Origin of the sequence: Lacinutrix sp. MedPE-SW (assembly GCF_001874145.1) — a bacterium.
Lineage (GTDB): Bacteria > Bacteroidota > Bacteroidia > Flavobacteriales > Flavobacteriaceae > Lacinutrix.
This window is the reverse complement of record NZ_MPCX01000011.1, coordinates 32,175-57,034: the sequence shown is the minus strand read 5'-3', so window position 1 is coordinate 57,034 and position 24,860 is coordinate 32,175. Positions and strand designations below refer to the sequence as shown.

Sequence of the window (24,860 nt, the reverse complement as noted above, 5' to 3'; positions counted from 1 at the left end):
AGTAATAAAACAGTCTATTAAATACAAAACAGTAAGTAGTTTAAAATTAGAGACACCAACCATTTTATAAAACCCAATTTTTTTTCTCATACTTTTATCATTAATCATCAACCAAAAAATAATAATTAAAAACAACTTAGTTAATAAAGCACTTATTATTTCAGGAGTATAAATAGTAAGTATTATGGTAACTAGAAAAGACCACATAGCAAGTGGTTTATAATAAAATAATATAGCGCGAAATTGGTTTAGCATATATTAAACAACGCAAAATATTATATAATATTTTTCAAAAAACGGAATCTGTACATTATCAGCCACTAATTGATAAATTATCGTATTTTTGTTTTTACAATTTAAAGAGATAGATGCTAGAGAAATTACAAATAGTAAAACAGCGTTTTGATGAGGTGAGTGATTTAATCATTCAACCAGATATTATAACAGATCAAAAACGCTATGTAGAATTAAATAGAGAATATAAAGATTTACGCTTGTTAATGGATAAGCGTGAGTTATATTTAGAATTTACAAATAATTTAGCTGAGGCTGAAGAGATAATTGCAGATGGTAGTGATCCAGAAATGGTAGAAATGGCTAAAATGCAATACGATGAAGCTAAAACAGCAATTCCAGAACTTGAAGAAGAAATAAAAGTATTATTAATACCAAAAGATCCTCAAGATGCTAAAAATGCAGTAGTAGAATTAAGAGCTGGTACAGGTGGAGATGAAGCTAGTATTTTTGCAGGAGATCTTTATAGAATGTATACAAAATACTGTGAGAGCAAAGGATGGAGAGTAGATACTGTAGATTATAGTGAAGGTACAAATGGTGGTTTTAAAGAAATTCAATTTGAAGTATCTGGAGACGATGTTTATGGAACTTTAAAATTTGAAGCAGGTGTTCACCGTGTACAACGTGTTCCACAAACCGAAACGCAAGGTCGTGTTCATACAAGTGCAGCAACTGTAATGGTATTTCCTGAAGCCGAAGAGTTTGATGTAGAAATAGACCCTAAAGATGTTCGTATAGATTACTTCTGTTCATCAGGACCAGGAGGACAATCTGTAAATACAACCTATTCTGCAGTACGTTTAACACACGAACCAACAGGATTAGTTGCACAATGTCAAGATCAAAAATCGCAACATAAAAATAAAGAAAAAGCATTTAAAGTATTACGTTCTCGTTTATACGATTTAGAGCTTGCCAAAAAAATGGAGGAAGATGCTGCATTACGTGGTACCATGGTAACATCTGGAGACCGAAGTGCAAAAATTAGAACCTACAACTATCCGCAAGGTCGTGTAACAGATCATAGAATAGGTTTAACACTTTACGATTTATCTAATATTGTAAATGGAGACATTCAAAAAATTATAGACGAATTAATGCTTGCCGAAAACACCGAAAAATTAAAGGCAAACAGCGATATAATGTAAAATTTAAGCCTCTTTTTTAGAGGCTTTTTTTATTATTAATTTACCATGACTACAAAACAACTTGTAACTCAAATAAATAAAAAGAACTCATTCCTTTGTATTGGGTTAGATGTAGACTTAAATAAAATACCACAACACTTATTAAATTTAGAAGACCCAATTTTTGAGTTTAATAAAGCTATAATAGACGCTACACACCATTTATGTGTTGCCTATAAACCTAATACAGCATTTTATGAAGCTTATGGATTAAAAGGCTGGAAATCTTTAGAGAAAACTATAAACTATCTAAATAAAAATTTTCCAGAAATTTTTACAATAGCAGATGCAAAACGTGGAGACATAGGAAACACAAGTACTATGTATGCTAAAGCATTTTTCGAAGATTTAGCTTTCGATAGTGTTACAGTGGCTCCATATATGGGAAAAGATTCTGTAGAACCTTTTCTTGCTTTTAAAAATAAGCATACCATTATGTTAGCTTTAACGTCTAATCAAGGCGCATTCGATTTTCAAACAAAAACGGTAGATGGCAAAGAGTTGTATAAACAAGTTTTAGAAACTTCAAAATCGTGGAAAAATTCAGAAAACCTAATGTATGTTGTTGGCGCAACAAAGGCAGAATATTTTTCAGAGATTAGAAAAATAATTCCAGACAGCTTTTTATTAGTTCCAGGAGTTGGTGCTCAAGGCGGAAATTTACAAGACGTTTGTAAGTATGGTATGACAGATACTATTGGTTTGTTAATAAACTCCTCGAGAGGTATTATTTATGCTTCAAAAGATGAAAATTTTGCTACTGTTGCCGCTATTAAAGCAGAAGAATTACAAAAGCAAATGCAAATTATTTTAAACAAATAATTTACAAACTTAAGCCCATTACAATTTGTGGAAATTAGAGATCAAATAGGAAATACTGTAACTTTAAAAAGGACACCTAAACGTATAATTTCTTTAGTGCCGTCTCAAACAGAATTACTTTATGATTTAGGTTTAGAAGACTCTATTGTTGGTATCACTAAATTTTGTGTGCATCCATTTCATGCAAAAAGTACAAAGCAAAAAGTAGGCGGAACAAAAAATATTAAAATTGAAGTTATAAAAGCTTTGAATCCAGATATTATACTTTGTAATAAAGAAGAAAACACAAAAGAAATAGTAGATGCATGTAAAACAATTTGTGCAACACATGTATCAGATATTTTTAATATATCAGATTGTTTAGAGTTAATAACTCAATATGGAGAATTATTTAATAAGCGAACAAACGCCTCTAAAATAATAGATAAAATAAATTTTAATTTAAACGATTTTAAGGCTTTTATAAAAAATAAACCAACACTTAAGGTTGCTTATTTTATTTGGAGAAAACCATGGATGGTTGCAGCTAATAACACTTTTATAAATTATTTATTAGAATTAAATAATTTTGAAAACATCTATAAAACCCGTGAACGTTATCCTGAAATAGAATTAAAAAAGATAAGATTAGAAGGAGATCTTGAAATTGTAATGTTATCTAGTGAACCTTATCCATTTAAAGACGAGCATGCGTTTGAAGTTGGCCGTGTGTCTCACCATGCAAAAACAATTTTTGTTGATGGCGAGTACTTTTCTTGGTATGGTTCAAGATTAATTAAAGCATTCGATTATTTTAAAACCTTAAGAAATAGGTTGTGAGTTATCTCGAGCTAAAAACCGTATTTGATTTAGTTTGTGCAATAATTTCATAGCTTTAAACTCAGAGTCATCACTAAGAGCATGATCTGTTTCTCTTAAATTATACGCTTGTTCAACTAATTGCTTATAGCGCTTGTTAAGTTTTTGTTGATGTGATTTTAATAGGTTTTTTCTTGTCATAGCTTTGGGAGATTTCTTTCATTAAAAATACATTAAATATTGATAATAAGCAAGTTGCAAAACGATAATTTTGTAGAAACATATAAAAAAACCAATCTTATAATATTAATAAGATTGGTTTTTTAAACTATAATAAACTAACTAACTCAAGAAATACGAGATGAATAACTTGAGATACAAATGTATATAAAAGCCTAAGTTTTAATGTTACATTAATATTATCTAACTATTACTAAATGTGCTACTTATATTAATCTTGCAAGGCAAAAACTTTACGTAATAAATCTGTAGTTCTAGATGAAACTTTTTCTCTAATTTCAAGCTCTTCAACAGCAATCATTTTATAAACACCTTTTAAAGCTTCTCCTGTAACATAGTCTGTTAAATCTGGGTTTACATTATTTGTAAACGGTATCGCGTTATATTTGTTTATTAAATTAGCCCAAATTTGGTCTGCACCAACTTTTGCAAAACTGTTTTTTATTACAGGATTAAATTTAGCATATAAAGCACTTTCTGTTCTATTACTTAAATACTGTGTTACAGCATCGTTATCACCAAGTAAAATATTTTTAGCATCGTTAAAAGTAATACCTTTTACAGCATCAATAAAAATAGGTGTTGCTTCACCAACAGCATCTTCTGCTGCACGATTTAAAACTTTTAAACCTTCGTCTGCCAAATTACTTAAGCCTATATCACGTAAAGCTTTATCTACTTTTTGTAACTCTTCTGGTAATAAAATTTTTACTAATTCATTTTTAAAAAAGCCATCTTTTTGTGTTAGTTTAGTTACTTGTTTATCTATACCTAAATCTAACGCTTGTCGTAATCCGTTACCAATATCCACTTGAGATAATCCTCCATTTACTTGTGGTAATTGGTTAACAACATCTTGTAATTCTGCACAAGCTGTAAAATTTAAAATAATAATAAAAGTCAATAATTTTTTCATGTCCTATAATTTATGGTGTAAATATACTCATTCTTAAGATGAGATTTTAACTCAAAACTTGTGCATTACGTTAACTATTCTTTAAATAAAAAATGGTATTACATATAGAATGCTTTCTATGAAAAAATAATTGTTTTATTATTAAACACCATAACTTTTCGGTTTATGTGGTGTTTTATTGCAGTGGCTAATACTATTTTTTCAAGATCACGACCTTTAGTAATTAAATCTTCTATTGCGTGTGTATGCGAAACGCTTGCTACATCTTGTGCAATAATTGGTCCTGCATCCAAGTCTGTAGTTACATAATGGCTTGTTGCTCCAATAATTTTAACACCGCGTTTATAGGCAGAATGATAAGGTTTTGCTCCTACAAATGCAGGTAAAAAAGAATGATGAATATTAATAATTTTATTTGGGTATTCATTAATTAATGTATTTGTTACAATTTGCATGTAACGTGCTAAAACAATAAAATTAATACCATGCTCTTTACAAAGTTTAAGTTGTTGTGCTTCAGCTTCAGCTTTAGTGTCTTTTGTGACAGGAATATAATAAAAAGGAATATTAAAGCTTTCAGCAATAGGTTTTAAATTATTATGATTACTAATTATAAAAGGAATATCTACAAACAATTCTCCAGAATTATATCTTCCTAATAAATCATACAAGCAATGGTCGTATTTAGAAACAAATAGTGCCATTTTTGGTTTGTCTTCAACATCATAAATTCGCCATTTCATGTTAAACCTTTCAGCTAATACATTGGTGAAATTTGATTTAAAACTTGCCATTGAAAAAGCTTTAAACTCACTTTCTAATCGCATACAGAAAATATCTTGTTCTCTATCAACATGTTGGTCTATGTATACTATGTTTCCATTATTATTGGCAATAAAATTAGTAACAGAGGCTATTATGCCAGTTTGGTCTTTGCAATGTATTTGTAGTGTAATTTTATTCATTATGTTGATTATTAATAGTATAACTAAGGTAATGCAAAAAAGTTTTAAATATAATACCGCATAGTAGTATTAGATAATTATGATTTTGGTAACGATTTTTTTGAATATTCCGTAAATTGCAAGCCTTAATCACACTTAAAATTAGTAATGGAACAAAAAGCACCTTACAATCCAAAATATAAAGTTAGAATAGTAACAGCTGCAGCATTATTTGATGGGCATGATGCATCAATAAATATAATGCGTCGTATTATCCAATCTACAGGAGTAGAAGTTATACATTTAGGCCATGATAGAAGCGTGGACGAGGTTGTAAATACTGCTATTCAAGAAGATGCTAATGCAATTTGCTTAACCTCTTATCAAGGTGGGCATAATGAGTATTTTAAATATATGTACGACCTTTTAAAAGAAAGAGGAGCAGAACATATTAAAATATTTGGCGGCGGCGGCGGCGTAATTTTGCCTTCAGAAATTGAGGAGTTAATGGATTATGGTATTGCACGAATTTATTCTCCAGATGATGGTCGCGCCATGGGATTACAAGGTATGATTAACGATTTGGTAGAACAATCAGATTTTGCCATTGGTGATACTTTAAATAATGAAATAGATGCACTTGCAACTAAAAACCCAAAAGCCATTGCCAGAGTTATATCTTCTGCCGAGAACTTTCCAGAAGTTGCAAAAGATACTTTAGATAAAATACATTTAAAAAATAAAAATTCTAAAACACCAGTTTTAGGAATTACAGGAACGGGAGGCGCAGGAAAATCTAGTTTGGTTGACGAGTTGGTTCGTCGTTTTTTAATAGATTTTCCAGAAAAAACAATTGGTTTAGTCTCTGTAGACCCATCAAAAAGAAAAACTGGAGGAGCACTTTTAGGAGATCGTATTCGTATGAATGCTATCAATTCTCCAAGAGTATATATGCGTAGTTTGGCAACACGTCAATCTAACTTAGCGCTATCTAAATATGTTAATGAAGCGGTTGAGGTTTTAAAAGCTGCCGAATATGATTTAATTATTTTAGAAACGTCTGGAATTGGACAATCGGATACTGAAATTATAGAACATTCTGATGTTTCTCTTTATGTTATGACACCAGAATTTGGTGCTGCAACACAATTAGAAAAAATTGATATGCTAGATTTTGCAGATCTAGTAGCCATTAATAAATTTGATAAACGTGGATCTTTAGATGCCTTACGTGATGTAAAAAAACAATACATGCGTAACAATAACCTTTGGGATACACCACAAGAAGAATTACCTGTTTATGGTACAATAGCTTCGCAATTTAACGATCCAGGAATGAATACGCTGTACAAAGCGATTATGGATAAGTTGGTTGAAAAGGCAGATTCAGACTTAAAATCTACGTTCCATATTTCTGATGAAATGAGTGAGAAGATTTTTGTAATTCCGCCAAGTAGAACACGTTATTTATCTGAAATAGCTGAAAATAATCGTGCTTATGATAAAACAGCTAAAACACAAGTTGAAGTTGCTCAAAAATTATACGGAATTTATAAAACTATAGAATCTGTATTAGAAGTAACTCCAGAATTAGATAAAGCTGGAATTGCTTCAAATTCTTTTGAAATAAAAGAAGACAATAAAGATTTTGTAAAATTGCTTATTGCCGAATTCGATCGTGTTAAATTAAACTTAGACCCATACAATTGGGAAGTCATTACCGGTTGGGATGAAAAGGTAAATAAATATAAAAATCCAATATATAGCTTTAAAGTAAGAGATAAAGAGATTAAAATTGAAACACACTCTGAGTCATTATCTCACTTACAAATTCCTCGTGTAGCTTTACCAAAGTACCAAGCTTGGGGAGATTTATTACGTTGGACCTTACAAGAAAATGTGCCAGGAGAATTTCCATATACTTCGGGATTATATCCATTTAAACGTACAGGTGAAGATCCAGCACGTATGTTTGCTGGTGAAGGTGGACCAGAGCGTACAAACAGACGTTTTCATTACGTAAGTGCAGGTTTACCGGCAAAACGTTTATCTACCGCTTTTGATAGTGTGACACTTTATGGTAACGACCCAGATTTACGTCCAGATATTTACGGTAAAATTGGTAATGCTGGTGTTTCTATTTGCTGTTTAGACGATGCTAAAAAATTATATTCTGGTTTCGATTTAGCAAACGTCATGACATCGGTAAGTATGACTATTAATGGTCCTGCGCCTATGTTATTAGGTTTCTTTATGAATGCTGCCATAGACCAACAATGTGAGATTTACATTAAAGAAAATGGTCTAGAAAAAGAAGTTGAAGCAAAAATCGCAAAACTTTATAAAGGCAAAGAGCGTCCTACTTATAACGGCGATTTACCAGAAGGAAATAACGGTTTAGGATTAATGCTTTTAGGTGTTACTGGAGACCAAGTCTTGCCAGCAGATGTGTATGCAGAAATTAAAAAGAATACCATTGCACAAGTAAGAGGAACAGTTCAGGCAGATATTTTAAAAGAAGATCAAGCACAAAACACTTGTATTTTTTCTACCGAATTCGCATTGCGATTAATGGGAGATGTACAAGAATATTTTATAGAGAATAATGTGCGAAATTTCTATTCGGTTTCTATTTCTGGATATCATATTGCAGAAGCTGGAGCCAACCCAATTACACAATTAGCATTGACCTTATCTAACGGTTTCACTTATGTGGAATATTATTTAAGTCGTGGTATGGATATTAATAAATTTGGACCAAACTTATCGTTCTTTTTCTCTAACGGAATTGATCCAGAATACGCAGTAATTGGTCGTGTTGCCAGAAAAATTTGGGCAAAAGCCATGAAACATAAATATGGAGCTAATGCAAGAGCACAAATGCTTAAATACCATATTCAAACTTCTGGACGAAGCTTACATGCTCAAGAAATAGATTTTAACGACATTCGTACAACGCTTCAAGCCTTATATGCTATTTACGATAATTGTAACTCATTACACACTAACGCGTATGACGAAGCCATTACCACACCAACTGAAGAATCGGTTAGACGTGCAATGGCTATTCAGTTAATTATAAATAAAGAATTAGGATTAAATAAAAATGAAAATCCAATACAAGGCTCTTTTATTATTGAAGAATTAACTGATTTAGTTGAAGAAGCAGTTTTACAAGAGTTTGATAGAATAACAGAACGTGGTGGCGTTTTAGGTGCAATGGAAACCATGTACCAACGTAGTAAAATACAAGAAGAGAGTTTATACTACGAAACATTAAAACACAACGGAAAGTTCCCAATTGTAGGTGTAAATACATTTTTAAGTTCTAAAGGTTCGCCAACGGTAATTCCTGCGGAAGTCATTAGAGCAACAGAAGAAGAGAAGCAATTCCAGATAAAAACTTTAGAGAATTTACATAAAGCAAATGATACTAAAGCGATGCTTAAAGACTTACAGCACAAAGCCATTAATAACGAAAATATTTTTGAAGCCTTAATGGATGTTTGTAAAGTATGTAGTTTAGGTGAAATAACTTCAGCGTTATTTGAAGTTGGTGGTCAGTATCGCCGAAATATGTAAGTAGAGAAACACTTTTTTGCTTTTTCCAAAAAAGTACATGAATTGCTTATACTATATTTATTTGGGACTTTAGAAAACGATTAGTTGTTATAAAAATAAAAAGCACTTAATTTATTTAAATTAAGTGCTTTTTTAATAATGGTGGTTGGTTAAATAGTTACAATGTTAAAGCCCAATGGCTTTGAAGCTTTTTAAAAATTTTTAATTCTTTTCTTAATATGGGAAGATAGTCTTTTCCGTTACTATTGCATTTTTCTAGTTTAATACAATTTCGGTACAACCTGTTTGTTAATCTTCTTAAACTATAAAGTTGTTTGTGTTTTTTTTCTTTACAATGTTCTAACTCCACTTTTATAATTTCAGAACCTAAAGAAACAGATTGCTGTACAATGTCACCAGAAACATAAATGTTTTCGTCTTCTTCTCCATTATTTTTTAAGTAAGATAAATCGTCTCTTAAATAAATAGAAATATTTTGCGATAAGGCAAATATATCCAGAGCCTTTTGATATATAGGCGATTTAGGTACATGTGGTGGAAGATTGTAATACATTTTTCTTTTTCAATTTTTATCAAATTTAATAACAAGTTTAAAAAGTTGGATTTAGATATTAATGTAAAAATAACTATTTGCTTTAATTTTTAAATATATTTGCTTAAAAAGTTTAAACATGACTATTGATAATTTAAATTGGAAAATTTTAAATTGTTTGCAAAAGCAAGCGAGACAATCTAATGCCGAAATTGGTAGACAAGTAGGCATATCCTCTCCAGCAGTTTCAGAGCGTATAAAAAAAATGGAAGATGCCGGAGTTATACAAAGCTATAATACAATGGTTTCTTCTATAGCTGTTGGTTATCAATTTAAAGCTATTATTAACTTAAGAGCATTTATGGGCATGTTAAAGCCCTTTTTAGAAAAAGTAAAAACTTATGATGAGGTTACAAATTGTTATAGAATTACTGGTAACGAAAATATTGTAATGGAAGTTGTATTAAAACATCAAAAACATTTAGAATCATTTATAGATCAATTAATTGTTTATGGAGAGGTTAAAACTCAAATTGTTTTATCTCATGTAGTAAAAAATAATCCTGTTAAAAGAGTTTAACTAAAATTTGTAAAGTTTTTTTGCATCTTTTTACATAATTTTTAGTCTATTATATAAACACTAAATAATAATAATTATGAAAAATATAGAATGTAACTGTAACTGTGAATCTTGTAAAAAAGGCAATTGTAAATCTTGTACATGCGAGAATTGTACTTGCGTAAATTGTAAGTGTTAATTAAAAGTTGGTTTTATGTAATTTACTCTATGTAAAACCGACTTAATATTTTGGTTATGACAACAAAACAAATTTGGCAAACATACGCTAAGGATTTAAAACGTTTTATTTTTAGTAAAGTAAAAAATGATGCGGTAGCAGATGATATATTGCAGGATGTGTTTATAAAAATTCATACTAAGTTAAATACTCTGCAAGACGTTTCTAAACTAAAATCTTGGTTATTTTCTATTGCAAGATATTCAGTACTAGATTATTTTAAAACAAATAATAAAACGTTTGAGATTGCAAATTTTGAAACTCAAACGCAAATAAAACAATCTACTCACACAGAAAAAGAATGCTTACATGGCATTTTAAAAAGCTTACCTAAAAAGTATAGAGAACCATTGTTTCTTTCAGATATTAAAGGATTAAAGCAAGCAGATATTGCGAAACAATTACAACTTACTCTGCCAACCGTAAAATCTCAAATACAACGCGCCCGAAAAATGGTTGCACAAGGTTTTATGGATTGTTGTGGTTTTGTTGAGAATGATAATGGTGTATTGGTTGGAGAAATACAAGAAAAAGAAGATTGTAAAATTTGTAATTAAAAAACTTAGTGTAAAACTTTAAAATCACGACAAAATTAATTATATTTGTGTCAAATGTCGTAATCATGAAACCTTACAAACAAGAATCTAGTATTCAAAACTTAGCAAATGAGCCAGAAACTTTTTATGGCTTAGATAACAAATACGATAGAATTATAAGTGTTTTGGGAGGTAGTGCAAATATCTCTCAAGATATAAACAGCGATTTTGATCTTATTCAAATTACTAGAAAAGGATTGCCAAAATCTACGGTTTTAACGCTTAGTAAATTATTAGGTATTTCTATGGAGCACATGAGTGATTTAATACATGTTTCGCACCGTACAATTCAACGTAAAAGTGATAGTGATTTATTAAATGTTTACAGTACAGAGCAAATACTAGAAATTGCTCAAGTTGTTTCACGCGGTATAGAAGTTTTAGGAACACTAGATAACTTCACATCTTGGTTGCACAGTGATATTCGTGTTTTAAACTATAATAAACCTATTAGTTTGCTAGATACCAGTTTTGGTACTGCATTAATTTTAGATGTTTTAGGCCGTATAGAATTTGGTGTTTACTCTTAATTATGCGAGGTTTTAGAATAGCTAAAAAGCAATATTTAGAAGATTTATCTGGTGAAGGTTCTAGGTTATATGGTGGCCGTTGGAATAAAAAAGGTATGGCTATGTTATATTTCTCAGACAGTTTATCTACAAGTCTTTTAGAGGTTTTAGTGCACCTTGATTTTAAATATTTATCTAACGATTTTGGTTATATGGAAGTGGAAATTCCAGAGACCTTGGTTAATAAAAGTCTAAAAATAAAAGATTTAAATAGCGATTGGAGAGATAACCCACCAAAAAGCAGTACTATAAATCTTGGAAATAACTTTTTAAAAGAAAATAAAAAATTAGCATTAAAAGTACCTTGTGCTATACTGCCAATAGCAAATAATATTTTAGTAAACCCAAAGCATAAAGACATAGGTAAATTAAAGATTATTAAAATTTCAGATTTAGATATCGATAGTCGTTTGTTGGATTCTACAAAACTTTAAAGATTTTTTTCAATAATTAAATGTGGTACATTATTAAGATTCCAGTCTATTACTAAACCACCAGCGAGGGATTGTGCAATTTCTTTTCCGTAAAGATATTCGCATAAATATAGTGCAGCTTCAAAACTTTTTGCACCACCAGCAGAGGTAATGTATTTACCATCATGAACAAATAACACCTCTTTTTTAATATCTAGTTTAGGAAACATTTCTCGCATTTTATCAATATCACTAGGGAAAGTTGTTGAAGTAACATTATTTAATAGTCCCGCTTTTGCCAATACAAAAGCTCCATCACAATGCGATGTTATAAAAGTAGCTTCTTTATCAATTTTTTTAACAAAATCAATCATTACTTTATCTTCTAGGTCTGTATCTAAATGATGTTCAGCACTAGGTACAACCAATATATCTATTTTAGGTAAGCTATCTTGTACATAGTTAAAATCTGGAGTAATACGCATGCCTTCAAAAGTAGTAATAGGTTTATCTGTATTTGCAACAGTAAAAACATTCATGGCCTTAATATTTTCTCTAAATATGGTATGTTGAAAAATATCGAAAGGCGCAGTTAGTTCTGTATTAAAAGTACCATCCATTATTAAAAATGCAACATTATAACGGTTAGGCTCTAATTTAGGGAATTGTTTTTCTTCAATTTGTTTTTCACTGGTAATACTAGGAGGTGCGACAGTGCTTTTTTTATTAGAATTACATCCAAATAGTGTTAAAATTAAAAAAAGGAAGCCTATATTTTTCATATTAATCATAGAGAGAAATTGTTTTTGTAAATTTAGTCAATCTAAACAATCAATTACTTTAATGAAACACATTTTTAAAATCACTTTTGCGCTTTTAATTCTTTTTACGTCCTGTAAAAAAGATTTAAAAACAACAACAACAACTGTTACTCAAGAAACAGATACGTATGTACAAGATAATTATACCAAAAAAGAAGTGGATATCGCCATGCGAGATGGTATAAAGTTGCACACAACCATTTATTCTCCAAAAGACACAAGTAAGGAATACCCAATAATAATGATGCGTACGCCATATAGTAGTAAACCATATGGAGAAAATAAATTTAAAGAAAAAATAGGTCCAAATGTACATTTAATGAAAGAAGGAAACATTATTGTTTATCAAGATGTTCGTGGCCGTTGGATGAGTGAAGGTGTTTACGATAATATGCGAGCTTACATTCCTAATAAAAAAGATAATAATGATGTAGACGAATCATCAGATACTTACGATACTATAGATTGGCTTGTAAACAATGTAGAAAATAATAATGGCCGCGTTGGTACTTGGGGAATTAGCTATCCAGGTTTTTATGCAACATATTCAACTATAGATGCGCATCCAGCATTAAAAGCAGCATCGCCACAAGCGTGTATTGGTGATTTCTTTTTCGACGATTTTCATCATAATGGCGCATTTTTATTAAGCTATTTTAGAGCCGTTTCTCTTTTTGGAACTACAAAAAATAAACCTACAGATTCTGCATGGTATAAATTACCAAATTTACCAACACAAGATCAGTATCAGTTTTTTTTAGATGCTGGACCACTTAGTAATTTAAATAGCTATTTTCAATATGAAACTCCCGATGATAAATCTGTTTCTAAAACAGATAGAATTGATGATGTGTTTTGGAAAGAAATTATAGAGCATCCAAATTACGATAGTATTTGGAAACCAAAAGGACTTATTCAAAATTTAAAACATTCTAAACCTACTGTAGCGACTATGATAGTTGGTGGTTTTTTTGATGCAGAAGATTTGTATGGACCATTAGAAACCTATAAAGCTATTGAAAAAAATAATCCTGAAGCTTACAATACTATTGTGTTTGGACCTTGGGATCATGGACGTTGGGCTAGAAGTGATGAAAAAAATTATGTGGGTAATTATTTCTTTGGAGATTCAATATCTCTTAACTACCAAAAACAAGTAGAAACAAAGTTTTTTAATCACTTTTTAAAAGGAAGTGGCGATAAAAATACAGGATTACCAGAAGCTTATGTTTTTGATTCTGGAAAAAAAGATTGGAGTAGTTTTAACGCTTGGCCACCAGAAAACGTTACTAAACAGAAAATGTATTTAAATGCTAATCAGGAATTAGCAACAACAAAAAAGGGAAATACTAAAGAGGTTTTTATTAGTGATTTAAAACGTCCTGTACCATATTCTGAAGATATAAAAACGGTATTTACACCAAGAAAGTATATGACAGACGATCAACGTTTTGCTGCTAGACGACCAGATGTATTAGTTTTTGAAACTGAAGCATTAGAGAAAGATTTAACTTTAGCAGGAGATATTTTAGCAAATTTAAAAGTAGCAACAACAGGAACAGATGCAGATTGGATTGTTAAAGTTATAGATGTACATCCTGGAGACATTGAAGAGCAAGAAGAAGGTATGCAAGATCACTTAAAACTTAGTAATTACCATATGATGGTTAGAAGTGAAGTTATGCGTGGTCGTTTTAGAAATAGCTTTGAAAAACCAGAACCTTTTGTGCCAAATAAAACTACAGATGTAACTATTAAATTACAAGATGTTTTTCATACAATAAAAGCAGGACATAAATTGCAAATACAAGTTCAAAGTACTTGGTTTCCACTTATTGATTTAAATCCGCAAACATTTGTACCAAATATTTATAAAGCCAAAGAAAGCGATTTTAAAAACCAAACACATACAGTATTTAATGCTTCTAATATTGAATTTTCAATTTTAGCTAATTAAATACGCCATGGTGGATTTTTACGATTTTCACCAGCTTTAAAAAGAATAATATTATTACCATCTGGGTCTTGGAGTTTGGCTTCGCGCCATAACCAAGACTCATTTTTTGGTAATTGGTTAAATGTAATGCCTTTATTTTGAAGCGTTTTAACGACAGTATCAAGCTCTTGGTTTTCAAAATAAAGCGTGGTGTTGTTCCTTAATAAAATATCATCTGTAAAGCTTATAGATAAAGTAGCCTCACCATCTGGACATTCCAGCCTAGCATAGCGAGGCAAAGCATCTACAATTAATTTTAAACCTAATTTTTTATAAAAAGATACTAGTTGTCTTGTGTTTTCAGTGGCTATTGTAACTTGGTTTAAGTTCATTACTATTAATTTTTTTCTTCATATATAATTTTAATACAAATAAAAGTAAAATGCAAATTCCTGCAAGCGCTGTCATTACTAACCACGTGCTATTAAAACCAATACCAGATACTATTTGCAATCCTGCATTAAAACCAAATACACTTGCAATAGAGAAAGACATAATATACATAGCCATATACTCACCTTGGTTTCCTTTTTTTGCAAGATCCATAACATAAGAGTTTGAAAAAGGAAAAGCAATCATTTCACCAACGGTCATTAAAAACATACCAATTATTAATATTCCAGACCATGCTGTAATATTTAAAACAATAAAGCTTAAGCCTGTTAAAAAGGCTCCAAATAATACTAGACTTACTTTGTTGTATTTCGTTTTTTCTAGCCAGCTAATTAAAGGCATTTCAAATAAAAATATAAAAAAACCATTAGCACCTAAAAGTAAACCTATTTCTACAGTATTTAATAAATGTACATCTTTGTAATATAAAGGCATTGCCGAAAAATATTGAAAGAATATAACAGCAAAAACAAGCATTGCAAAAAAGAAAATAATAAAGCCTTTGTTCTTGTAGGCAGATTCTGGATTCTCTATTTTTATTTCATCTTGTACAATTGCCTTTTTCGGGTTTAATACTTTAATTAGTAGTAGTGTAGCTGCTATACAAGTTAAGCCATCTACCCAAAAAAGTCCCGAATAGCCTATTCCCGAAATTATTAAGCCACCAACTGCAGGTCCGGCAGAGAAGCCTAAATTTATAGCAAGCCTAATTAAGGTTACACTTCTAGTTTTATTTTTTGGTTTACTATAAGTACTCATAGCAACAAACATGGCTGGTCTAAATGTATCTGCAACAACCATTAGTAGAAATATACCCAAACAAAAAGACTCAAAAGTTTTTAAAAATTGTACGGCAATAAATAAAATACCAGTAGAAAAAAGGCTTACAACCATAACTTTGTAAAAGCCTATAGTATCTGTTAATTTGCCTCCCAACCAAGTACCAATTACAGAGCCTAAACCAAAACAGGTCATTACCCAAGCAACCTTTTCTAACGAGAGATTTAGATCTTCGGTTAAATAAATAGAAAGAAAAGGAATAACCATTGTACCGGCACGATTAATTAATGTAATTAATGCAAGCCACCATACTTCTTTGGAGAGGCCTTTAAAAGTGTTTAAGTAATTATTGAATAGCATTTTCATTGGATTGGTTGGTTTTAGATATTGTTTTTAAATCATTTATTGGATATTTTATATGTAAAATAAAAAAGTCCAACTATAGAGTTGGACTTTTAATATTGTATTATTTGATATTTACATCATTATATAATATAACAAGTCCTCCTTATAGGTCTATAAGTGGTGATTTGTTTATAATTTTTAATGACGCAACGCATGTATTTCTATGTTTTAATTACCCAAAGCTAAACAAAATATTTTAAAGTTGTATTTTTGAATTAAATAAAAAATGAAAATGAAGAAGTTTTTTTGGTTACTATTATGTGTAATTTCAACAGTAAGTTGTGCTCAAAAAACACCGTTAAAAGGTGAAACAGCATACCAGCGTAAGTTAAATGCAGATTTTAAAGATGCTACTAAATCTCCACTATCGCAAAAAGACAGAAAAACTTTTGAAGGTCTTGAATTTTTTAAATTTGATTCAACTTATATTGTTACTGCAAATTTTAAACGTACTCCAAATGAGAAAACTTTTAAAATGAAAACAACAACTAATAGAACACCACTATATGTTAAATATGGCGAATTAACCTTTTCCTTAAAAGGTTTAGATCATAAATTAAATTTATATCAAAATATAGAATTAAAAGAAGATACAGAGAAAGATGAAAGTATGTTTTTATCCTTTCTAGACGATACAAATGGAGATGGAAGCTATGGTGGTGGTCGTTATATTAATTTAAAAACACCAACAGGTAACACTGTGGTTATAGATTTTAATAAAGCTTATAATCCATATTGTGCTTATAACGAAAAATTTTCATGTCCTGTTGTACCAAGAGAAAATTATATAAATGTTAGAGTAGAAGCAGGTGTTAAAGATTATAATAAACACTAAAATATTTTAGCTAAAAACATACCTCCAAAAACAGCTAAAAATCCTATAACAAAACTTGCAATAGTATAAATAGCAAAACTTACAAAATCACCAGATTTTAAAAACATATGGTTTTCGTAAGCAAAAGTAGAGAAAGTTGTAAAACCACCGCAAAATCCTGTTGCTAATAACAAAGTATGGTTTTGTGTTAAGGAATTGTTTTTAAGTGCTAAACCTAAAATAATTCCTATTAGCAAACTACCTAAAATATTAGCTGTAAAAGTACCATAAGGCACACCATTTTCTGTACTGTTAAGGTACTTACCAATAATGTATCTTAAAACACTTCCTAAACCACCACCAACAAATACTAGAACTAAGTTTTTCATTTTTAAAATAATGTAATGCAATATTATCTATTTTTTTCTAATCTCTTTATAGAATATAAAATTTTTTAAGATTTAAATTTTAACACATACCGTGTTAACTATTTTACTATAAATGTATTAAGTAGTGTACTCTAATGGTAAACTTATTTTAAGCTATTAGATGTTTGGCGGAAACTGAAAAGCCAAAATAGAGTAAGTGCGCTATTTAATTTTATTTATTATGAAAACATTAAACGAAAAGCAACTATTAGTTGCTAGACAAGAGTTTAAACCATTTTTGTCTTTAGGAGGAAAACATCTTTCTAAACTTAAATTAAAAACATCTTTAGATTTTTTTACTCAAAAAATGAATACCACATTCGAGTCGTTAGGTTGTATTGGCTATAATTCGGAAAAGCAACAGTTAACAGCAACTATAAATATTAAGAAATCTAGTGGTTATTCTGGTTCGCTTTGTGAAAATGGATCTTATGAATATGTTAGGTTTTATATAGATTATCAAGATGGTGATGGTTGGGAAGATATGGGAGTTGTTGGTGTTAATGTACATGATATTCCTACAGAAAAAGACTGTAATAATCAAGACGAAAAACCAATTACTTATGTCGCAAGATTAGATATAGAATCTAAAAGAAAATTTTGTTCTGTACCAAACTTGCCATTAGTAAGAGCTGTTTTATCTTGGAATTCTGTTCCAGAACCTAATGATCCAGATTTAGAAAGTGGAACTTACATATGGAGTGATACCAAAGATGTTCAAATTCAAATAGAACCGTATAAATTCTTTTTTCCAGATTTTCCAATTTTAGAAGTTGATGATATTTTAAATTCGGTTATTTTAAATCCAGATTTATCTTTAAATCAATTAACATTAAATAAGCCCGAAAAACTTTTGGCAATTAAAAAGGCTAAGGCAGCAGCTAAACCAAAGGCGCTTAATTTTTCAGATCTTTCTGCTTTATACAATAATAAAAAAATTAAACCACACCGTTTTGGAATTAAGGAGCTACAAACTGTTATAAAAGCTCCAAATAAACTAGAGCTAAATAATATCTCAAATATTTTTGAGGTAAATAATTGGAATCTTTCAGACAGTTTAGTAGAGCTAAACACTATAAACTGCGATACAGAATATGAAGAATTAGTGTGCGTTGGAGCAGATTATAACAGGCAAGCATTAATAGGTACGTTTAAACTTAACAAGTCTTCTGGGTATAATGGCGGCTTATGTACAGACGGAAGTAAAGAATATGTTTCTTTTTGGATACAAACAGAAGATAATTGTGAATGGATACATGCAGGAACAACATATGTAAATGTATATGATATTCCAGAAGTGCCAGAAAAGGGACTTTTTTACTCTGCAGTACTACCTTATAAATTCGATGGTTTAAAGCAAGAATGCGAAAACCCACAAGTATTAAAAGTAAAAGCTATTTTATCTTGGAATGTTGAGCCACAAGGGATGGAGTGTTCTCGTTGGGGAAACATATTAGAATCTTATGTGCAAATACAACCAGAAGCACCTTCTGTAGGAAATGGCCCAGAAATAGTTGCTATTGGAGGAGTAGATGTAAACTGGATAAATGCTAACGGATTAACAATGCCAAATGCGCATTTTAGATTTACAGGTTTAGAGGTTACTAATAGAAGTGCTTTTGGTGGTTTAATTATAGTAGAAGCAAAAACTAATAAATTTAATGGTCAACGTTATAAAATACGAGTAGATAATTTAAATACAGGTAATAGTTATTATGTTGATAATTCTTTTGTCATGGACAATATTTTTAATGTTTCTCATGCTAACCCAATAACTAAAGAATATACTTATTATGGAGATGCTTCAAATAATTCTTTAAATGCAGTAGCTAAGTTTTATCCAAAAACTAACGATTTATTAAGGGTTACTATTGAGCATGCAGATGGGACATCGTCAAGTAAGGTTATTCAAATGGACAATAGTAGTCCAGATTTAGAATTAAATATTACTAATTACGGAGATTGCTCCCACTTTATAAAAGGATTGCCAATAAGTGGTAATTTTTCAGTTTCTGAAAGTCATATAGAATATTATCGTTTAAGTACATCTATAAACGAGACTGGTGTTAGTATTTTAGAACACGTAATTCCAGCAGATCCTACTGAAACAGAGTTTTCAGGTACATTTAATTTCACAGCATCTACAACAAAAAACTGTGGTGTTATTACTATTTTTGCAAAACCAAGAACCGTAATTCATAGTAGAGAAATGCACGACGGTAGGCACTTGCCAAAAACAATATGCTTAAAAGAAAATTAATTTTAAAAAAAAATAAAAAGCAGTTCTAAATTTAGAACTGCTTTTTTTTATTAAAAATGTGTACTGTTGTTATTTTACAGCAATATATATTTCCGTTTTTAAATTTGCTGGATTTGGTGTATTCATTGGTGAGTTTAAATAGGCTTCTACAGCAGGACCATTTTCATCCTTTTTTAAACCACTATTAGTTATAGCTTGATTAGCCTTTAGCCAAGCTTCCTCTAAATTATCGTAACTGCCATTTAATGTGGTTTTTACAGCTTTAAATGGCTCTAATTGGCCTGTTAAAATAGTGTCACTGGTAGTAATTACTCTTGAAGTTGTTGGAACACAACAAGAAAATATTACCGCATTATTCTCTTTATCCCATTTGTGATATAAAACATATGGCGCACCAGCCATAGTTATATTATTTTTATTAGCATATTCTATTACTTGAGGAAACATTGTCGCCATTTTAGACTGGAAATCTTCAAATGTTGTTGCAGTAGTATTGTAAATATAAAAACCACCACTGTGTTGTGTAGTTTGCTTATCTACTACAATACTATATTTTTTCATATCTAATAATACAAGGCTGTCTAGTTTTTCAAGGCTTCTCTCGTATTCTGGACCAATTTGCTTTTCCATACCGCCCATAATTGCTGCAAAAGCTTTAAAACTAAATGGTAAGTCTTTTCCGGCAATATTCCAAGTTACGTTAGTTGAGCCATCGTTATTAGGTTTAAACTCCCAATCTACTTGAGATGGTGGGAAATCTTCAAATTGCATAACTTGATCTATAGATTTATTTGGGTTTGTTTCTATAGTTTTCATTGTGCCAATTCCATCACTATCTTCCCAAGTGTATTTAGCACCAACACCAGATGTTTTATTTGATAGGGTGATTTTCATATCTGGATTTTTTTCAACCCATGAAGACCAAGATTTCCAAGTTTTAAAATCATTTACTTTTTCAAAAAGAACTTTGGCAGGAGCATTTATAGTTCTTGTTCTAGATACAGAAAAATCGTTAGGCTGTACTGCAATATATATGGCAAAGCCAATAATTAAAATAAGTAGTAAAAAGAAAATGTATTTTAGTGCTTTCATAAATCTATTAGTTAGTTGGTTAGTCAAAGTTAGTAAATTTTATGTGCATTTGAGTAATGCAAAAAAAATAACTACAATGTCTTTAAAATAGAAGTTTGACTAAAATAATTTTATAATAGAAATTTTATAGCAGCTATTAATCCAATAAATCCTACAAAGGCTAAAAGCACCCAAAAGACACCTCTGTAATGTTGTTTGTGGATATTAATATCTTTTCTATAAGTATAAATTATAAAAGAGATAAAAACCATAGCAAAACAAATGGCAAAGATTAATTGTCCTGTACTAAACATATTATTATTTTTATACAAAAATAACTAATACTACCTGTAAAACCGAATTACATGAAAAATAAAATAGAAGCTGTAAAAGCATTTCATACTGCATTTAAAATAGGACATTTAGAGTCTCCAAAAGCTAACTTAGGAAGAGCTAAAAATTCTTTACGATTTAATTTAATGAAAGAGGAGAATGAAGAATATTTAGAAGCAGCAAATAATGATGACTTAGTAGAAGTAGCAGATGCTTTAGGAGATATGCTTTATATTTTATGTGGTACAATTATAGAGCATGGTATGCAGCATAAAATTGAAGAAGTTTTTAACGAAATACAACGTAGTAATATGAGTAAATTAGGTGATAATGGAGAACCAATTTACAGAGAAGATGGTAAGGTTTTAAAAGGTCCAAATTACTTTAAACCAAATATTAAAGCCATCTTAGAAGGCTAAGTAAAATTAAAAAGCCTTTAACAATTGTTAAAGGCTTTTTAGTTATATTTTATATCTCCAACCGTGTTTGTCTTCGGTTTTGTTATATTGAATTGCCATTAAATTATGCTTAAATAATAAGGCGTAAGAGTCTGTTGCTGGAACAATTTCATGTTTCATTTCACCATGTTTAAATCCTAAAATGGGAGTAATTACAGCAGCTGTTCCTGCTCCAAAAATTTCTTTTAGGCTTCCATTTGTTGCAGCTTCTTTAATTTCTTTAACGGTTATTGGTCGTTCTTCAACGGCAATATTATTGTCTTTAGCTAATTGTATTATACTCTTTCTAGTGATGCCATCTAAAATTCTATCACTAATAGGAGCTGTTAATAAGGTATCATTAACTCTAAAGAAAATATTCATTGTGCCAGCTTCCTCTAAGTATTCATGAGAATTAGCATCTGTCCAGATTATTTGTTGGTAACCTTCTTTATGTGCTAAGCTTGTTGGATAAAATTGTGCAGCATAATTTCCTGCAGCTTTAGCAAAACCAACACCACCATTTGCAGCACGACTGTATTGTTCTGCAAAAAGTACTCTAACTTCTCCAGCGTAATAAGACTGTGCAGGAGATAAAATAATCATGAACTTATATTGGCTTGCTGGTGAAGCAGATATTGCAGGTTCTGTAGCAATAATAAAAGGTCTAATATACATAGAGCTGCCTTCGGTATTTTTTATCCACTGTTTATCTAAGTTTAACAATGTTGTTAATCCTTCAAAAAACAAATGCTTAGGAAACTCTGGCATAGCTAACCTAGCAGACGATTTATTTATTCTATTTAAATTGTCTTCTGGCCTAAATAACCAAACATCATTATTAGCATCTTTAAAGGCTTTCATACCTTCAAAAACAGCTTGCCCGTAATGAAAAACTCTTGCACTAGGATCTATTTGCAAAGGCCCATAAGGTTCAATGGTTGGATTAGTCCATTCACCATCTACATAATCACATGAATACATGTAATCTGTAAAGGTTTTACCAAAAGTTAAATTATTAAAATCAACAGTTTCAATTTTAGAATTTTCGACTTTTTTAATGGTTAAAGTATGGTTGGTTTTTGTCATTTTTAGATATTTAGCTTTTTTGCAAAAATACAGAAATAAGACTTAAAAAATGTGAAATATAGCTTAAAATAGTATATTTGTTAGATAATTAATAAAACTTTAAAACATGAAAAAAATAATCCTAATCTTTTCTTTAATCGTGGTGTTTTCAGCCTGTAAAAATGAAGAGAAAACAACTAAAGAGGAAACGGCAAAAGAGGAAACAACAAAAGAAATAGTGGATGCTTCGTACAAAACTTTTGGTAAAGAAATTGTAGCAAACGATGCTTTAAATACAGCTTCAATGGCAGAGCATTATGAAGCTATGAAAGTTGGTGATAGTATAGATGCTAAGATGACTGCTAAAGTAAACGAGGTTTGTAAATCTAAAGGATGCTGGATGAAACTTGATCTTGCAAATGGAGAAGAAGTCATGGTAAAATTTAAAGATTATGGTTTTTTTATGCCTAAAGATATTGAAGGTAAAGAAGTTATTATTAACGGAAAAGCTTATGTAAAAGAAGTTTCTGTAGATGAGCAAAGACATTATGCTGAAGATGGAGGAGAAAGTGCAGAAGCAATTGCAGCTATAACAGAACCTAAACGTACTTACTCATTTGAAGCAGATGGCGTACTTTTAAAAGAGTAATTTGAGACGCGAAATTATCACCACGAAAGACGGTTCTAAAACCATTCATATACCAGAATGGAATGAGCAATACCATTCTACTCATGGTGCAATACAAGAAGCTAAACACGTGTATATAAAACACGGTTTAGCTTTTTTTATGGAACAAATTAATAATTTAAAAAAAACAATTTCTGTATTAGAAATTGGATTTGGTACTGGTTTAAATGCTTATTTAACAGCATTAGAGGTAGACAATAATAATACTAAAATAGAATATACTGGTGTAGAGGCTTATCCTGTTTTAGAAGCAGAAATAAAACAACTTAACTACACGAAAACAGAACGCGAAAAATTAATTTTTAACGCCATTCACAATTCTAAATGGGAGTCTTTTAAAACTTGCACAAATTCATTTAAATTAAATAAACAAAAAAAAACGTTCGATAGCATTAATGATATTGGTGTTTTTGATGTGATTTATTTTGATGCTTTTGGGCCGCGTGTACAACCAGAGTTATGGACACAGCCAATATTTAATGCTATGTATAAAGCTTTAAATACTAAAGGTGTATTAGTGACTTATTGTGCTCAAGGTCATGCAAGACGCGCTATGATTACTGCAGGCTTTAAAGTAACAAAAGAAGAAGGACCACCAGGTAAAAGGCATATGCTTAGAGCAATAAAAAGTTAGAAGGTTTAATGTGTTAAATCAAACTTAAACGCTATGTAAATAAAGGCTTTAAGTTGTATTTTTATAAATAAAAAAGAAATGCGAATATTAATTACAGGCGCTACAGGTTTAATAGGTACAGAAATAGTAGCGCAGTGTCACAAAGCAGGTATTGCCGTTAATTATCTTACTACTAGTAAATCTAAAATTGAAAATAAAAAAAATTATCAAGGTTACTACTGGAATCCTAGTAATGCTATTATAGATGTAAAATGCTTAGAAAATGTAGATGTAATTATCCATTTAGTAGGAGCTAGTATTTCTAAACGATGGACTAAAGCACATAAACAAGCTATATTAAATAGTAGGTTAAAAACCACAGCGCTTTTACACGATACTGTAAAAAACAACCCAAATACAATAAAACAAATTGTATCTGCCAGTGCAATTGGTTATTACCCAGATTCGCTAACTAATTATTATACAGAAGACGAAAAAAATGTAAATACCTCTTTTTTGGGTCAAGTAGTTGAGGTTTGGGAGCAAGCAGTAGATACTTTTAAAACCTTAAATATCACCGTTTCTAAAATTAGAATAGGTGTTGTTTTTTCAAAAGAAGGTGGTGCATTTCCGCAATTAGCTAAACCTATAAAATATGGTGCTGGAGCAGTAATGGGTAATGGTAAACAATGGATGTCATGGATTCATTTACATGATCTTGCCGCGATTTTTTTACATGTTGCCAAAAATAAATTAGAAGGTATTTATAATGGTGTTTCTCCTAATCCAGAAACTAATAAATCAATAACAAAATCTATTGCTAGACATCTAAAAAAGCCTTTAATACTACCAAATATTCCAAAAATAATTATGAAGATTGTATTAGGAGAAATGCATATTATTTTATTTGAAAGTCAAAGAGTAAGTTCTAAAAAAATTGAAAATACAGGTTTTAATTTTGAGTTCCCTAATTTAAAAAGTGCTTTAAATAAATTACTTTAATATAATAATGTGTGCCTTACATATATTATAAGTCACACATTGTTATGTTAAATACAAT

25 protein-coding genes are annotated in these 24,860 nt (G+C 30.3%); 15 read left to right on the top strand and 10 right to left on the bottom strand.

Translation table 11 applies throughout. The features are described 5' to 3' along the window. The first annotated feature begins 368 nt into the window (after positions 1–368). From prfA to BM549_RS10945, 3 genes are read left to right on the top strand one after another with little or no spacing between them, the layout of a single operon-like run. Entirely contained in the window at positions 369–1,445 is a 1,077-nt protein-coding gene (gene prfA / locus BM549_RS10955; RefSeq protein WP_013868918.1) for a peptide chain release factor 1, read from the top strand. A gap of 45 nt (positions 1,446–1,490) precedes the next feature. Beyond that, on the top strand, positions 1,491–2,306 hold the full coding sequence (gene pyrF, locus BM549_RS10950; protein ID WP_290470312.1) for an orotidine-5'-phosphate decarboxylase: 816 nt from the start codon (positions 1,491–1,493) through the stop codon (positions 2,304–2,306). A 27-nt stretch (positions 2,307–2,333) separates the two neighbouring features. Beyond that, positions 2,334–3,125, top strand: a complete 792-nt coding sequence (locus BM549_RS10945) for an ABC transporter substrate-binding protein (RefSeq protein WP_290470311.1) — start codon at positions 2,334–2,336, stop codon at positions 3,123–3,125. On the opposite strand, the gene BM549_RS10940 is transcribed toward BM549_RS10945, so the two are convergent. The 3 genes from BM549_RS10940 to purU all read right to left on the bottom strand — a co-directional run bounded on the left by BM549_RS10940 (position 3,108) and on the right by purU (position 5,225). Then, on the bottom strand, positions 3,108–3,305 hold the full coding sequence (locus tag BM549_RS10940) for a Lacal_2735 family protein (protein ID WP_290470310.1): 198 nt from the start codon (positions 3,303–3,305) through the stop codon (positions 3,108–3,110). The genes BM549_RS10945 and BM549_RS10940 overlap by 18 nt on opposite strands. A gap of 250 nt (positions 3,306–3,555) precedes the next feature. Beyond that, positions 3,556–4,260, bottom strand: coding sequence for a DUF4197 domain-containing protein (locus BM549_RS10935; RefSeq protein ID WP_290470309.1), 705 nt, complete (start codon positions 4,258–4,260; stop codon positions 3,556–3,558). Between the two features lie 116 nt (positions 4,261–4,376). Then, positions 4,377–5,225, bottom strand: a complete 849-nt coding sequence (gene purU, locus BM549_RS10930; RefSeq protein ID WP_290470308.1) for a formyltetrahydrofolate deformylase — start codon at positions 5,223–5,225, stop codon at positions 4,377–4,379. A 147-nt stretch (positions 5,226–5,372) separates the two neighbouring features. On the opposite strand from purU, the gene BM549_RS10925 reads away from it, so the two are divergent. Further along, positions 5,373–8,786, top strand: a complete 3,414-nt coding sequence (locus BM549_RS10925; RefSeq protein WP_290470307.1) for a methylmalonyl-CoA mutase family protein — start codon at positions 5,373–5,375, stop codon at positions 8,784–8,786. A 157-nt stretch (positions 8,787–8,943) separates the two neighbouring features. Here BM549_RS10925 and BM549_RS10920 read toward each other — a convergent pair whose 3' ends face one another. Then, on the bottom strand, positions 8,944–9,339 hold the full coding sequence (locus BM549_RS10920; protein ID WP_290470306.1) for a hypothetical protein: 396 nt from the start codon (positions 9,337–9,339) through the stop codon (positions 8,944–8,946). Positions 9,340–9,457: 118 nt separating this feature from the next. Here BM549_RS10920 and BM549_RS10915 point away from each other — a divergent pair, with 118 nt between their 5' ends. From BM549_RS10915 to BM549_RS10900, 4 genes are all read left to right on the top strand, one after another. After that, complete coding sequence (locus BM549_RS10915) at positions 9,458–9,898, top strand: Lrp/AsnC family transcriptional regulator (protein WP_013868910.1); 441 nt, start codon at positions 9,458–9,460, stop codon at positions 9,896–9,898. Between the two features lie 234 nt (positions 9,899–10,132). Next, positions 10,133–10,672 carry a sigma-70 family RNA polymerase sigma factor gene (locus BM549_RS10910; protein ID WP_290470305.1) on the top strand — a complete coding sequence of 180 codons (540 nt, stop codon included), beginning with the start codon at positions 10,133–10,135 and terminating at the stop codon, positions 10,670–10,672. A gap of 65 nt (positions 10,673–10,737) precedes the next feature. Beyond that, positions 10,738–11,241 (top strand): antitoxin Xre-like helix-turn-helix domain-containing protein, encoded by a 504-nt coding sequence (locus BM549_RS10905; protein ID WP_290470304.1) that lies wholly within the window; start codon positions 10,738–10,740, stop codon positions 11,239–11,241. A gap of 2 nt (positions 11,242–11,243) precedes the next feature. Continuing rightward, positions 11,244–11,714 carry an RES domain-containing protein gene (locus tag BM549_RS10900; protein WP_290470303.1) on the top strand — a complete coding sequence of 157 codons (471 nt, stop codon included), beginning with the start codon at positions 11,244–11,246 and terminating at the stop codon, positions 11,712–11,714. Here BM549_RS10900 and BM549_RS10895 read toward each other — a convergent pair. After that, a complete protein-coding gene (locus BM549_RS10895; protein WP_290470364.1) occupies positions 11,711–12,475 on the bottom strand; it encodes a DJ-1/PfpI family protein in 765 nt (254 codons plus the stop codon). The two genes, BM549_RS10900 and BM549_RS10895, sit on opposite strands and share 4 nt — an antisense overlap. Positions 12,476–12,536: 61 nt before the next feature. On the opposite strand from BM549_RS10895, the gene BM549_RS10890 reads away from it, so the two are divergent. Beyond that, a complete protein-coding gene (locus BM549_RS10890; protein ID WP_290470302.1) occupies positions 12,537–14,471 on the top strand; it encodes a CocE/NonD family hydrolase in 1,935 nt (644 codons plus the stop codon). On the opposite strand, the gene BM549_RS10885 is transcribed toward BM549_RS10890, so the two are convergent. Then, positions 14,468–14,842 (bottom strand): VOC family protein, encoded by a 375-nt coding sequence (locus tag BM549_RS10885; protein WP_290470301.1) that lies wholly within the window; start codon positions 14,840–14,842, stop codon positions 14,468–14,470. The genes BM549_RS10890 and BM549_RS10885 overlap by 4 nt on opposite strands. Next, positions 14,811–16,049 carry an MFS transporter gene (locus BM549_RS10880; protein ID WP_290470300.1) on the bottom strand — a complete coding sequence of 413 codons (1,239 nt, stop codon included), beginning with the start codon at positions 16,047–16,049 and terminating at the stop codon, positions 14,811–14,813. The genes BM549_RS10885 and BM549_RS10880 overlap by 32 nt, the downstream gene beginning before the upstream one ends. A gap of 271 nt (positions 16,050–16,320) precedes the next feature. Between BM549_RS10880 and BM549_RS10875 the strand changes: the two genes are divergently transcribed. Further along, on the top strand, positions 16,321–16,923 hold the full coding sequence (locus tag BM549_RS10875; protein WP_290470299.1) for a DUF1684 domain-containing protein: 603 nt from the start codon (positions 16,321–16,323) through the stop codon (positions 16,921–16,923). Here BM549_RS10875 and crcB read toward each other — a convergent pair. Then, positions 16,920–17,291, bottom strand: a complete 372-nt coding sequence (crcB, locus tag BM549_RS10870) for a fluoride efflux transporter CrcB (protein ID WP_290470298.1) — start codon at positions 17,289–17,291, stop codon at positions 16,920–16,922. The genes BM549_RS10875 and crcB overlap by 4 nt on opposite strands. 220 nt (positions 17,292–17,511) lie before the next feature. Here crcB and BM549_RS10865 point away from each other — a divergent pair, with 220 nt between their 5' ends. Then, on the top strand, positions 17,512–19,590 hold the full coding sequence (locus BM549_RS10865; protein WP_290470297.1) for a hypothetical protein: 2,079 nt from the start codon (positions 17,512–17,514) through the stop codon (positions 19,588–19,590). A gap of 69 nt (positions 19,591–19,659) precedes the next feature. Here the strand turns inward: BM549_RS10865 and BM549_RS10860 are convergent, their stop codons facing one another. After that, positions 19,660–20,682, bottom strand: a complete 1,023-nt coding sequence (locus BM549_RS10860) for an SRPBCC family protein (protein WP_290470296.1) — start codon at positions 20,680–20,682, stop codon at positions 19,660–19,662. Positions 20,683–21,026: 344 nt separating this feature from the next. Between BM549_RS10860 and BM549_RS10850 the strand changes: the two genes are divergently transcribed. Continuing rightward, entirely contained in the window at positions 21,027–21,413 is a 387-nt protein-coding gene (locus BM549_RS10850; protein ID WP_290470294.1) for a nucleoside triphosphate pyrophosphohydrolase family protein, read from the top strand. A gap of 42 nt (positions 21,414–21,455) precedes the next feature. On the opposite strand, the gene BM549_RS10845 is transcribed toward BM549_RS10850, so the two are convergent. Then, positions 21,456–22,520 carry a branched-chain amino acid aminotransferase gene (locus BM549_RS10845; RefSeq protein ID WP_290470293.1) on the bottom strand — a complete coding sequence of 355 codons (1,065 nt, stop codon included), beginning with the start codon at positions 22,518–22,520 and terminating at the stop codon, positions 21,456–21,458. A 106-nt stretch (positions 22,521–22,626) separates the two neighbouring features. Between BM549_RS10845 and BM549_RS10840 the strand changes: the two genes are divergently transcribed. The 3 genes from BM549_RS10840 (at position 22,627) to BM549_RS10830 (ending at position 24,802) form a co-directional block, all read left to right on the top strand. Continuing rightward, positions 22,627–23,148, top strand: coding sequence for a DUF4920 domain-containing protein (locus BM549_RS10840; protein WP_290470292.1), 522 nt, complete (start codon positions 22,627–22,629; stop codon positions 23,146–23,148). 1 nt (position 23,149) lies between these two features. Next, positions 23,150–23,821, top strand: a complete 672-nt coding sequence (gene mnmD, locus BM549_RS10835; protein ID WP_290470291.1) for a tRNA (5-methylaminomethyl-2-thiouridine)(34)-methyltransferase MnmD — start codon at positions 23,150–23,152, stop codon at positions 23,819–23,821. A gap of 78 nt (positions 23,822–23,899) precedes the next feature. Next, positions 23,900–24,802: a TIGR01777 family oxidoreductase gene (locus BM549_RS10830; RefSeq protein WP_290470290.1), complete on the top strand. Its 903-nt coding sequence runs from the start codon at positions 23,900–23,902 to the stop codon at positions 24,800–24,802. Positions 24,803–24,860: the final 58 nt, after the last annotated feature.